At 57.2% G+C, this 12,686-nt stretch carries 10 protein-coding genes; 5 read left to right on the top strand and 5 right to left on the bottom strand.

The window, feature by feature from the left end; genetic code table 11:
* Nucleotides 1-83 precede the first annotated feature (83 nt).
* A complete protein-coding gene (ldcA, locus tag OWK27_RS09175; RefSeq protein ID WP_267590272.1) occupies nucleotides 84-998 on the bottom strand; it encodes a muramoyltetrapeptide carboxypeptidase in 915 nt (304 codons plus the stop codon).
* 107 nt (nucleotides 999-1,105) lie between these two features.
* On the opposite strand from ldcA, the gene emtA reads away from it, so the two are divergent.
* A complete protein-coding gene (gene emtA / locus OWK27_RS09170) occupies nucleotides 1,106-1,717 on the top strand; it encodes a membrane-bound lytic murein transglycosylase EmtA (RefSeq protein WP_148418018.1) in 612 nt (203 codons plus the stop codon).
* A gap of 37 nt (nucleotides 1,718-1,754) precedes the next feature.
* Here the strand turns inward: emtA and ycgR are convergent, their stop codons facing one another.
* Complete coding sequence (ycgR, locus tag OWK27_RS09165) at nucleotides 1,755-2,486, bottom strand: flagellar brake protein YcgR (RefSeq protein WP_176610069.1); 732 nt, start codon at nucleotides 2,484-2,486, stop codon at nucleotides 1,755-1,757.
* A gap of 159 nt (nucleotides 2,487-2,645) precedes the next feature.
* Between ycgR and OWK27_RS09160 the strand changes: the two genes are divergently transcribed.
* Entirely contained in the window at nucleotides 2,646-4,748 is a 2,103-nt protein-coding gene (locus OWK27_RS09160; protein ID WP_267590271.1) for a TonB-dependent siderophore receptor, read from the top strand.
* 80 nt (nucleotides 4,749-4,828) lie between these two features.
* Here the strand turns inward: OWK27_RS09160 and OWK27_RS09155 are convergent, their stop codons facing one another.
* The gene (locus tag OWK27_RS09155) at nucleotides 4,829-6,511 is read right to left on the bottom strand and encodes an alpha,alpha-trehalase (protein WP_267590270.1); all 1,683 of its coding nucleotides are present in this window, start codon (nucleotides 6,509-6,511) and stop codon (nucleotides 4,829-4,831) included.
* Between the two features lie 365 nt (nucleotides 6,512-6,876).
* On the opposite strand from OWK27_RS09155, the gene OWK27_RS09150 reads away from it, so the two are divergent.
* Nucleotides 6,877-8,235 carry a glycoside-pentoside-hexuronide (GPH):cation symporter gene (locus OWK27_RS09150; protein ID WP_267590269.1) on the top strand — a complete coding sequence of 453 codons (1,359 nt, stop codon included), beginning with the start codon at nucleotides 6,877-6,879 and terminating at the stop codon, nucleotides 8,233-8,235.
* A gap of 94 nt (nucleotides 8,236-8,329) precedes the next feature.
* A complete protein-coding gene (locus OWK27_RS09145; protein WP_267590268.1) occupies nucleotides 8,330-9,706 on the top strand; it encodes a carbohydrate porin in 1,377 nt (458 codons plus the stop codon).
* 13 nt (nucleotides 9,707-9,719) lie between these two features.
* Here the strand turns inward: OWK27_RS09145 and OWK27_RS09140 are convergent, their stop codons facing one another.
* Nucleotides 9,720-10,676 (bottom strand): AraC family transcriptional regulator, encoded by a 957-nt coding sequence (locus OWK27_RS09140; RefSeq protein ID WP_193354600.1) that lies wholly within the window; start codon nucleotides 10,674-10,676, stop codon nucleotides 9,720-9,722.
* Between the two features lie 115 nt (nucleotides 10,677-10,791).
* Between OWK27_RS09140 and OWK27_RS09135 the strand changes: the two genes are divergently transcribed.
* The gene (locus tag OWK27_RS09135; RefSeq protein WP_148418011.1) at nucleotides 10,792-11,979 is read left to right on the top strand and encodes an MFS transporter; all 1,188 of its coding nucleotides are present in this window, start codon (nucleotides 10,792-10,794) and stop codon (nucleotides 11,977-11,979) included.
* A gap of 47 nt (nucleotides 11,980-12,026) precedes the next feature.
* Here the strand turns inward: OWK27_RS09135 and OWK27_RS09130 are convergent, their stop codons facing one another.
* Nucleotides 12,027-12,506: an Hcp family type VI secretion system effector gene (locus OWK27_RS09130; protein WP_267590365.1), complete on the bottom strand. Its 480-nt coding sequence runs from the start codon at nucleotides 12,504-12,506 to the stop codon at nucleotides 12,027-12,029.
* Nucleotides 12,507-12,686: the final 180 nt, after the last annotated feature.

Below are 12,686 nucleotides of genomic sequence, written 5' to 3'. Positions count from 1 at the left end.
CACCTCAATGTGAACGCTGTTATTAAAACCCTAACATATTAACAACGACATCTGCGTTTTATTGAGGGGGAATAACGGCTTTTTTATGCCTTTAAGACCGGATGACCGTGCATGGTTAAGCGGCTGCCCGACCTGTCGTGCCTCAGAATCGCCTGTGCGCCCAGCGGCAGCGTGACGGTTTGCTGCTCATGGCCGAAATCCAGCCCGGCGATCACCGGAATATCCAGCCGGGAGCGAATGAAATCAACCATCGTCTCCAGCGTATAGCCCGCATCGTAATCGTTCGGCGCTGAGCCGCTGAAGCTGCCCAGCACGATGGCCGACTGGCGATCGAGGATCCCGGCGTGGTACAGCTGCAGCAGCATGCGCTCGACGCGGAACGGGTGTTCGTTGATATCTTCCAGCACCAGGATCCCGCCTTCAATTTGCGGCAGCCACGGCGTGCCAATCAGCGACACCAGCATTGCCAGGTTTCCTCCCCACAGCTGGCCTTCACACTCCCAGTGCGGTCCGTTGCCCTGCCACTCGACGGTGAAGGTCGGGTTTTGCAGGGCGCGCCAGAAATGTTCCTCAGTAAACGCATCCAGCGTCGGCGCGCCAAAGTTACCGGCCAGCATCGGGCCGCTAAAGGTGATGACGTTATGCAGCGCCAGCAGGCCGAGCTGGATCGCGGTGAAATCGCTGTGCCCGCAGATCAGCAGCGGATCCTGCTGCTGGCGTGCCGCCAGCCCGGCCCAGTCAATGCTCTCCAGCAGCCGGCTAGCTCCGTAGCCGCCGCGCACGGCCAGCACGATGTTGTTAGCGCCTTCCAGCTTCGCCAGGCCGTTGATATCGCTCAGCCTCTGCGCCTCCGTACCGGCAAAACGCTGCATGCGGCGGGGGATAATCGTCTGATTTTCTACCTGATGGCCCATCTCCAGCAGGCGCTGAACGCCCCGCAGCGCCGCCTCCTGGTTGATGCAATAGCCCGACGGGGCGATGAGATGAAACTGAGACATGGCAATTCCTTGCTGAATGAGAATCTAATTGTCTATATCATGCCGCTTATCCGTCGCCTGCGACAAGAGGCGACGTACCGCGATGACCGGCTATAAGGATAGATGACGTGAAATTGAGATGGTTTGCTTTTTTGATTGTGCTGCTCGCTGGCTGTAGTTCAAAACATGATTATCAGAACCCCCCCTGGAACCCTGAAGTCCCGGTGAAGCGGGCCATGCAGTGGATGCCGATCAGCGAACAAGCCGGAAAGGCCTGGGGCGTCAGCCCGCGTCTGGTCACGGCGATCATTGCGGTGGAATCCGGCGGTAACCCGACGCTGGTGAGTAAATCGAACGCGGTGGGGCTGATGCAGTTAAAAGCCTCGACGGCAGGGAGAGAGGTTTATCGCTACATGGGCTGGAAGGGGCAGCCGTCCACCAGCGAGCTGAAAAACCCGGAGCGTAATATCTCTATGGGGACGGCTTACCTGAGCATTCTGGAACATGGCATTCTGAAGGGCATTGAAGATCCGGAGGTCATGCAATATGCGCTGGTGGTGTCGTACGTTAACGGTGCCGGGGCGCTGCTCAGGACCTTCTCGTCCGATCGCAAAGAGGCGATTGAAGAGATTAACGATATGGATAAAGACGAATTTTTCGACCACGTTGTGAAGAATCATCCGTCGGCACAGGCTCCGCGCTATATCTGGAAAGTACAGAAAGCGATGGATGCCATGTAACGCCGCTGTCGGGCGGCAGCACGCTGCCCGACGTCCTTCAGCGCACTTTGTTCGCGCGCTCCCGCGCTTCACGCTCCAGTGAAAAGATGATGCGCTGGAGCTCGCGCTCGGCACCGGGCCCGACGTTCAGGAAGCGAAAGCTCAGGCGCGGCGTGGTAACGGTTTCGTTTTTGCCGTCTACCACCCTGCGCTCGCTGATGGCAATCAGCTGGGCGTCAAACCAGAAGCGTCCCCATCCGCCCATGTCCAGCTCAATCTGGCTAAAACGCATGCCTTCCACCAGGCCTTCCGGCTTCGGCGTATCCATCAACGCTCCCATACCGCCCAGCGACAGATCGAAAAGGCGAAAGCGGATCTCTTTTTTGTCCGGCATTTTTGCCTTACAGAAATAGGCGGGGTGAAGCGGGGCGCTGATGCGAAAATACTCCCGGCGCTGCACGAACCAGAGGTTAGCGGGCAGCGGTGCCATAAAGGCAGGCAGGCCCTGATACGCCGTCGCGGTCAGGCGAGGCAGCACAAACTCGACTTTTGCACCGTGCGTTTCGGCCATTACCGAGAGATTCTCTGCCTCCAGCGCGACGCGGTTTTCATAATCCTGGCTGCCGAGATCGACGATCAGGTGCTCCGCCGTCACGTCCAGGATCTTGCTGATAAACTGACTGGCTGACGCGCTGATGCGCAGCGGCACCTCACCTTTTTTCAGGTCGCGTAACACCCCTAATACCGCCAGCGGATTTTGTTTCAGGAACTGCGCACTGTAGTTACTCACGCCAGAAGGCTCCTCGATAATTGACAGACTATCTCAGGGTTATCGGCACGCCATGGCGAAACTTAATACAAACGCCTGTTTTTCTCCGCCCATATTGCTTTGTTAATGGGAATGATAATAATTGCCGTTCCCAATATCATCTAATAACAAGACAACACCATGAGTACTTCTCGTTTTGCGGTATGTGCGCTGGCGGGCGCCGTCACGCTGGCAGGGCAGACGCAGGCTTTCGCAGAGGAATCCACCATCCTGGTGACCGGAACAGAGCAGGGCAGCGCGCTTCCCGCCTGGACCAACAGCGCCACGAAGTCAGCCGTAGCGGAAAGCAAAACCCCGCAGGTGATCAACACCATTGCGGCGAAAGAGATTGAGCAGCGGCAGGCCCGCTCGGTAAACGAGATCCTGCGCTATGCGCCCGGCGTCTCGACGGAGGTGCGCGGCAGCACCTCCTACATGAGCGAATACAAGATCCGCGGGTTTAACGTTGAACAGGAGTTCTACAACGGCCTGCAGCTTCCCTACAACGTCACCGGGAACACCAAGGCGCGAATCGATCCGCTGCTGATTGAGAGCGTTGATATTCTGAAAGGGCCATCATCCGTGCTCTACGGCGGCGGTTCGCCGGGCGGGCTGGTCAATATCCAGAGCAAAAAGCCGCATAAAGAGGCGAAAACGGAGCTGGGCCTGAACACCGGTAACCGCAGCCTGAAAGAGGGCTATCTGGACGCCACCGGGCAGATAGCCAGCAGCGACTGGCGCTATCGCCTGCTGGGCAAAGCGACGGAGAGTGACGAACGGGCGCGCACCGCGCGCTATGAAAACTATCTGGTGGCCCCTTCCGTCACCTGGGAGCCGGACGCCCGCACGCGCCTGACCGTTGACGCGCTGGCGCAAAATACGCCGAGCCTGACGCCGTCAGACCCGCTGCCGCTGAGCTACCTGCGGTCAACCTACGCCGATCGCCGTGACTATGCCGGCGATGAGTGGAGCGGCTTTAAGCAGCGCCAGTGGATGCTGGGCTACAGCTTTGAACATGCGTTTGACGGCGGCTGGGGCTTTAGCCAGAAGGCGCGCTACTTTGACGTGGACACCCATCAGCGCAGCGCCTACTCCACCGGCACGGGCAGCGAGGTATACCGGCTCAACCGCTTCGCCTATACCACGGATGAAGATTTGCAGAGCGTCAACGTAGACAGCCAGGTCACCCGAACCGTCGCGCTGGGAGACTGGAAACACCATCTGCTGGCGGGCTTTGACTATCAGAAGCTGAACGGTCACTTTCGCTACCGCTACGCCTCGGCCACGCCGGGCATTGATATGCGCCATCCGGACTATTCGCAGATCGACAGCGGCGCGCTGGGGCTGTTTACCGCGCAGAAAAACCGTCTGAGCTATCAGCAGAACGGATATTACGTGCAGGATCAGGTGGAGTTCGGCGGGCTGAACGTGCTGGCCAGCCTGCGCTATGACGACTACCGTTCGGTCACCTCCAGCTATCTGCAAAACGGTGACAAAGCGTGGGTATCGCAGGATCGCCTCACCAAACGACTGGGCGCGCTTTATGCCTTTGACAACGGCCTGTCGCCGTTCATCAGCTATTCGGAAGGATTCGCTCCGGTATCGCCGCAGGGCACGCTGACCGCGAAGGCGGTTAAGCCCACCACCAGCAGGCAGGTTGAGGGCGGGGTGAAATACCTGCTGGCGGAATACGCAACCACCTTTACCGCCTCGGTGTTTAAAATTCGTCAGAAAAACGTGGTCACCAGCGATCCGGGCTTCCTCAACTATCGCCAGACCGGGGAAGTGGAATCTGAAGGCGCGGAGCTGTCCGCCATCAGCCGTCCGACGGATAACCTGACGCTGATTGCCAACTACGCCTACACCCATGCCATCAACACCGAAGATGACAAATACCGGGGCAAACGACCGACGCAGGTGCCTGAGAACGCCTTTAATCTCTGGAGCGATTACGCCTTTGAGGGCACGCCGCTGAGGGGAGTAACGCTGGGAGTCGGCGCTCGCTACACCGGGCCGATGGAGATCTCGCCCGCCAACGACGCGGGCAGGCTGGGGGGCACCACGCAGTACGACCTGGCGGCATCGTACCGCATGGGCGAAATGACTCCCTCATTGGAGGGGCTGACGCTGAAGGCCAGCGCGCAGAACGTGACCAACAAAGAGACGCTCACCTGCTACGACGCCGCCAACTGCTGGATAGGCCGTGACCGGACGTTCCAGGTCGGGGCAAGCTATAGCTTCTGAAAAAAGCCCGGTTACGCTACCGGGCCACTAGCCGGAACGGATCCTGACCCTCGCGCCGCCGGGGAGAGGGCCAGGGGGCGCTACTGCGCCGCCTGCTTCTCGGACGCCACATCGTCGTTTGCCGCAGGCTGATTCTCCGGCACGCTGTCGCACGGCTTCTCTTTCGGGCAGACCATGTCCAGCATCCTGAGCGTCACGCCGTTGCTCCAGCCGAAACCGTCCTGCAGCGGATACTCCCCGCCGCCACCGCCGGTTCCGGTGGAAGAGACGTCGTACTTCTCAACCAGCTTTTTCTCGCGATCGTAGGTATGCTGAACGTTTTTCAGGAAACGCCAGGTCACGTCCATCGCCACTTTCTGCTGGCCATAGTTTTGTAACCCTTCCACGGCCACCCACTGTAGCGGCGCCCAGCCGTTCGGCGCATCCCACTGCTGTCCGCTGTTGACGGTCGTGGTAGAAATACCGCCCGGCTTCAGCAGGCGCGCTGATGAGGCGGCCGCCACCTTATCCGCGCGATCCTGTGATGCCGCCTTCACGTACAGCGGGAAGAGGGCCGCGGCCGTTAGCTGGTTGCGCACCTTCCTGCTTTTCAGATCGTAATCCGCGTACCAGCCCTCTTTATCGTTCCACAGGTGGCTCTCCATGGCCTTCTGGCGCGCCGAGGCCAGCGCGTCATATTTACCTGCGCTGGCGGCATCGCCGTCTTCCCGGCTGGCGCGGGCCAGCAGTTTTTCCATCTTAAACATCAGGGCATTCAGATCCACCGGCACGATGCTGGTGGTGCGAATGGTGCCCAGCTTTTGCGGATCGTCCATCCAGCGGGAGCTGAAATCCCAGCCCGACGCGGCGGCGGCGCGCAGATCGCGGTAAATCTCCGTGGCCGGACGGTCGGGGTTATTTTTGGCGGTGGTAACGTCATCCAGCCACGACTCGGGGCGCGGGGTGTCCCGATCGTCCCAGTAGCGGTTGAGAAGGGAGCCGTCGTCCAGCTTCACCACGCGCTTGTTCGCCTGGCCGGGCTGAAGCCCATCCGCCCCCTCCATCCAGTAGGCATACTCTTTCTCCATCTGCGGACGGTATTTCTTTAACGCCTCGCCGTCGTGCGTGGCCAGCAGCTCCACCATCAGCGAGAAGAACGGCGGCTGCGAGCGGCTCAGGTAGTAGCTGCGGTTGCCGTTGGGGATATGGCCCCAGCTGTCAAGCTCGTAAGCGAAGTTGTCCACCATGTCGCTAATCTTGTCCCAGTGCCCGCTCTCGGCCAGCCCCAGCATGGTGAAATAGCTGTCCCAGTAATAGACCTCGCGGAAGCGTCCGCCGGGCACCACGTACGGCTTCGGCAGGGGCAGGAGCGAATCCCACTTGTTGGCTTTATCGGTTGTGCGGGTCAGAACCGGCCACAGATCGTCAATGTGTTTGCGCAGGCTCTGGCCCTCGGGAGGAACGTATTTTTCACCCTCCTTTGGCAGAATAAAGTTCATCTCCACGAAGTGGCGCAGGTCGAAACCGGACTGGGTATGCTGCATCCGGTAATCCGCCAGGATCGTCAGCGGGTCGCTTTTCGGAACGGCATCCGCAAAGGTTTTCTGATCCGGGAACAGTTTAGCGCTCTGAACATCGCTGAAAAGGGGGCCGAGCAGGATATCAGGTGAAGCGATCTGGCCAGAGGTTTTCTCTTCCGCATTGCCTGCTGCGCCAACCGTGAGCAACGCGCTGCCCAGGATCAGAGGTAAGAGGCGAGGGCGCAGCTTTTGAGGTGTTATCATCGTTACTTCTCCTTATTTCGCTGAGCAGCGGTCACGCTGTCGTCAATCACCTGAAAACCTTAGTCGAATATTCCGCGCTTCGCGTGTCGAACGTCGCATTTTGCACAAATACAGATTATTTACCGCTGCGCTTAAAGCCCCGACGATGCGGAGAAATATTGATATTGTGAATGTTCAGATGAATATAAAAATAAAGTGCGATCCGTTACGCATAATGTGGTCGGCAAATGGTTTCTTTTAATTGTCACGATCACATAAAGCAAAAAACATAATTAAGGGATGAAAAAACATAATGGAACGTGGCGCCACTCTCGGGCGACATTACCGCGATAAAAGAAAGCGGTTTCATTAACGAGGAGTAAGCGATGTCGGTGGCTGAAAAAATTCCGGTCAAAGAAAAAATAGGCTATAGCCTGGGAGATGCAGCGAGTCATATTGTATTTGACTCTTCGGTGGCCATTCTGGCGTATTACTATACGGCTATATATGGATTGCCGCCGGCCGTAATGGGCACCATGTTTCTGCTGGTGCGTTTATTAGACGCCATTACCGATCCCGTGATGGGGGCTATTGCCGACGCAACCTCAACGCGCTGGGGGCGTTTTCGTCCCTGGCTACTGGCGATATGCGTTCCTTTTGCGGTGAGCTGTGTACTGGTTTATTCCATTCCGAATTTCACCGAAACCGGCAAAATTTATTACGCCGTCGGGGCATATATATTTATGACGCTGATGTATACCGCCATTAATATTCCATATTGCTCCCTGGGCGCCGCGCTGACCTCCGACCCGCGTGAAAACCTCTCGCTACAGTCATGGCGATTTGCCATCACCCCCATTGGCGGTGCGCTTGGAACCGCCCTCATTCTGCCCCTGGCGGACTATCTCTGCCCCGGTGACAGAGCCACCGGCATTCAGGTGGCGATGGCGATTTTTGGCGCGATTGGGTGCCTGATGTTCATCGTCTGCTTTGCAACCACCAGAGAGCGCGTGCAGCCCATCAAAGAGGAGAATCTGAACATCGCCCGCGACGTTAAGATTCTTTTTCGTAACGATCAGTGGCGCGTTCTTTCCCTCTACAACTTTATGATGCTGGTGGCGGTGGTGATCCGCGGCGGCGCGGTGGTTTATTACGTGAATACCGTGCTCAACAAGGGGGCGGACGTCATCTCGTTCTTTATGCTCGGCGGGATGCTGGCCTCCATGCTTGGCTCCGTGCTGGCCCAACCGTTCGGCACCCGCTTCTGCAAGGTCAAACTCTCGTTCTGGATCAATATTCTGAACGCGGCACTGGGCGTGGCCTGCTTCTGGCTGCCGCTGGAGTTCTGGGCGATTCCGTTGATCGCCCACATTCTTATTCAAATTGTGCAGGGCGGCAACGGCGCGCTCCAGTGGTCCATGATTACCGATGCAAATAATTATGGCGAATGGAAAACCCAGCGTCGTATTACTGGAATGAATGTGGCGGCCAATATATTCGTAATTAAATTAGGTGTCGCCGTCGGCGGTGCCATTCTTGGATGGGTGCTGGCCTGGTTCAACTATGAGTCGAACAGCACCGTACAATCGGAAACCGCCGTTCAGGGCGTCATTCTGCTGTTTACGCTGATCCCGTCATTCTTTTATTTACTTACCGCCTTCTCGATTAGATTTTATAAATTAACCGAAAGCGTCATGAACGGCGTGGTGCGTGATTTAAATAAAGGCGAGTTTGCGCATTCTTAAGGGGTGAAGCAGTAAGCCGATAATTCATGCGAATTATCGGTGAGGTTCTCTGTGTCCGTCAGGAAATAATGATTAACTCACGAGGATGGAGTCGATGAAAGTGAAATATCTTGCACTTATTATCAGTGCGTTTTGTACTACCGGAGCAATGGCAGCAAAAGAGACCGGGCAGCTGGAAAATAAACTGGCGCAGCTCGAGGCGCGTCTCGAAAAGGCCGAATCAAGGGCGGCAAAGGCGGAAGCACAAATTCAGGCTCTGGAACAACAGCGGATTGGCGTTACCACTTATCCGGTGGTCGTTGAATCCACCGAGCCTGCCGCAGGGCAAGCGGCGCCGAAGCTGACGTTATCCGGCTACGGGGATATTAAGTTTTATGGTGACGTCGAATTTAATATGGACGCGGCCAGCAGGACCGGCAGCTTAACCTCTGTAAAAACGTCGGCCAATAAGGACTGGGCACCCGGCAGCCACGAACGCTGGGATATTAACGGACGCCTTCTGCTGGGCTTTGACGGCTACAGGCGCATGGAAAACGGCAACTTTGCCGGTTTCTCCGTGCAGCCGCTGGCGGACCTGACGGGCAAAATGAATCTGGATGATGCCGTTTTCTTCTTCGGCACGGAAAACGACTGGCAGGTGAAGGTCGGCCGCTTCGAAGCCTACGACATGTTCCCGCTGAATCAGGACACCTTCGTTGAATATTCCGGCAACACGGCCAACGATCTTTACAGCGACGGCTATGGCTACATCTACATGATGAAAGAGGGGCGGGGGCGTAGCGACAGCGGCGGTAACTTCCTGCTGAGCAAAACCCTCGGTAACTGGTATTTCGAGGTTAACACCCTGCTGGAAGATGGCAGCGCGCTGTTTGTAGACCAGCAGTATCACGGCGTGGATCTGGATAACGATAAGAACGTCGCTTACGTTCGCCCGGTTATTGCCTGGCAGGAGGGCAACTTCTCGACGGCCCTCGCGATGGAGAGCAACCTTGTCAACAACGCCTACGGCTACCGCGACGGATCGGGGAACTGGGTGGATCAGTCTGACCGCACTGGCTACGGCTTCACCATGACGTGGAACGGGCAGAAAACCGACCCGGATAACGGCATCGTGGCGAACCTGAACACCGCATATATGGATGCCACGGACGAGAAGGATTTCACCGCGGGCGTGAATGCCTTATGGCGTAATTTTGAGCTGGGCTATATCTATGCGCATAACCAGATCGATAGCTTCAACGCCGCTAACTTTGACGCTGACTGCGACGGCGACTGCTGGGTCACCGATCCCGGGGATTATGATATTCACACCCTGCATGCTTCATACCTGATCCCGAACGTCATGAAGATGAAAAACTTCAATATTTATCTTGGCGCCTACGCCTCCTGGGTGGAAGCGCATCCGAACGACGGCGATGACCGGAATGACGATCGCTACGGCGGACGCGTGCGCTTTAAATACTACTTCTGATGCCGTTCGCCAGTCAGGCCTCCTCCGGGGCCTGGCTGGCTTCCCGCAGCGTGCCCGGCGCATGCCCGATAATCCGCTTAAACGCCCGGCTGAACGCCGCCAGAGAGCCGTAACCCAGCCGCAGCGCGACCGCTTCAATCGGCTGATTTTCATGACGAATATACTGAATGGCCAGCCGCATCCTCAGCTCGCTGAGGTATCTGGCCGGCGTGGTGCCCGTCGCGGCGAGAAAGCGCTCGGCAAACACGGACCGGGAGGTGCCGGCTTCCTTCGCGAGGTCCGCCACGCTCCAGTTCAGGCCCGGCTGCTGGTGCATTGCGTAAATGGCCCGGCTCAGGCGCGGGTCACGCAGCACCTGCACCCATCCGGTGGCGTTGCCGCATCCCGCCTCCACCCAGCCGCGAACAATCAGCGCGGCGACCACGTCCGCAAGGCGAGCCAGGATCCCCGCGAATCCGGCCTGGCGCGTCATCGATTCGCGCTCCATCGCCGCAAGCAGCGGGTGGATCTCCGGCCAGGTTGACATCAGCCGGCTCACCATCATGACTTCCGGCATGGCTTTGATCAGAGGCTGCATGCCCCCTAGTTCAAAATCCATACATCCGCTGAAGATGATGGTTTTCTCCTTGTCCGGACACGGATCGCAGGTGATAGCGCAGACCGAACCGCAAAGGGGTTCTCCCGGAAAGGCGCTGACCGGGGTGATGTCGGCGCGTTCATCCGAGAGCAGGGCGTGGGCGTTGCCGTTTGGGATGAACAGCGCGTCGCCGCCGTTAAGCGGGAACGTCGCGCCGCTCTCCATACGCAGCAGGGCAGTGCCGTGGCTGACAAAATGAAATTGCGCCTTCCCCGCGGCCTGATGGAAGGCCACGCCAAACGGCGCGCTGGCTTCAATCCGTCGATACTTCACGCCCGACAGGCGCATGCCGCGCAGCAGTTCGCTGATCAAATCGGGTGACGTAACGGTCATGGCATAACTCCGGACGAATAATCAATAAGTGGAGATTATATGTCATAGATCGTCCATGCTGAACTCTCTATGCTTTTGCGACATTAGTCACATTTCTATAACGGGAGTACAACAGATGAACTCATGTGTCGCGGCGAGAGAGGCCGTAGCGCCGGCAAAACCTGCCTGGCGGGCGGTTTATTCCCTGGGGCTGGGGGTATTCGGTTTGATAACGGCAGAGTTTCTGCCCGCCAGTCTGTTAACGCCGATGGCCGCAAGCCTGGAGGTGAGTGAGGGAATGGCGGGACAGGCCGTTACCGCCACCGCCCTCGTGGCGCTGGTGACCGGGCTGCTGATTACCCCCGCGACCAAAAGTATCGACCGGCGCTGGGTGCTGATGTTTTTCTCGGTGCTGCAAATCGTCTCCAGCCTGCTGGTGGCCTTTGCGCCCGGGCTTCACGTTTTGCTGATGGGGCGCCTGCTGCTGGGCATTGCCATCGGGGGATTCTGGGCGATGTCGACCGCGACGGCGATGCGTCTGGTCCCTGCCGATAAAGTGCCAAAAGCGCTGGCGGTGATCTTCTCCAGCGTTTCGATTGCTACGGTGGTTGCGGCGCCGCTGGGGAGCTATCTTGGCAGCCTGATCGGCTGGCGTAACGTGTTTATCCTGTGCATTCTGCCGAGCATGCTGGCGCTGCTGTGGCAGCTCTGGGTCCTGCCGTCCATGAAGCCGGAGAGCAGCGGGAGCCTGAGTACGCTGTTCCGCGTGCTGCGTCGTCCGGGGATGATTGGCGGAATGCTGGCGACGATCCTTATCTTCAGCGGCCATTTTGCCTTCTTTACCTACCTGCGTCCGTTCCTCGAAACGGTGGGGCAGGCGAGCGTAGAAAGCATCTCGCTGATCCTGCTGGGCTTTGGTATTGCCAACTTTATCGGCACCTCCGTTGCCGGACACCTGCTGGCGCGCAATCTGCGCCTGACGCTGGCGCTGGTCCCGTTCGCCATGGGGATGCTGGCACTCGCTATGGTGGCGTTTGGCCATCTGGCAATGCTGGACGGACTGCTGGTGGCGATGTGGGGCTTTGCCTTTGGTCTGGTGCCGGTGGGCTGGTCAACGTGGCTTGCTACCACCGTTCCGGATGAAGCGGAAAGTGCAGGGGGCCTGCTGGTGGCATCCATCCAGTTTGCCATCGGCGCGGGCGCGGCAGGTGGCGGGGCGGTGTTTGATCTTAACGGTGCCAGCGGGGTCTTTGCCGGAAGCGGTTTCCTGCTGGTCACGGCGATGGTCATTGTGCTTATGGGTGTGAAGGTTAAAGCGGAGTAATTACTTCCCCTCCCCTGCGGGAGAGGGGATTATCGGCTGTACTGGTATTATGCCGTCGCCCTCTCATTCCAGGTATCTTTAAACCTGATATTTCCGTCACAATATTTCCATTCAATGGCTTCATAACGCACTTCAACCTCCTCCATGTGCGCGCTGGCGATACCAAGTGGATGCAGGACTGGGGAGATCCGGGTTATCTTCACATTTTCCAGCGTTATGTTGAAGTATTCATACTCCATCCCGGCGTCATTAATTTTATAAATTTTAATCAATGCCGTTTTGAACATTCTCCCTGTACATACGGCTCGAAAGAGATAGGGAGTGATGCGGTCTATTTCTTTCTCAAAGGTAACAGGAATATGTAGTCGTGTTCCTGTCAATTTCCCGGTGTTCGAACAGGTGGGTATCCAGACAGAATGGTTAAAGCATTTAAGTTCGGTAGAGCCCAATCTTGAAGGCATTAAACATTCTCCTGGAATGGGGGCATTGTTTTCATCCGTAAACCAAATATGTGCTGGGGTAGATATTTATTTATCCTTTGGGTTCGTAGAAATAGAAAACGTAAAGAACAACTACAGCAATCACCCCTATGGTAAGGATTGCGGTTATATCATTCTCAATGAAGTTTGCTGGTATCGTGGATAAAACCACAATAACAAAAATAGAGGTATAGGCTTTAAAATCATTCTTCAAGTCTTCCAGGATGA

It is taken from the genome of Enterobacter cloacae complex sp. 2022EL-00788 (assembly GCF_026627565.1).
GTDB lineage: Bacteria > Pseudomonadota > Gammaproteobacteria > Enterobacterales > Enterobacteriaceae > Enterobacter > Enterobacter pasteurii.
Note: the sequence above shows the minus strand (reverse complement) of the source record. Positions and strands in the feature narration are given on the sequence as shown.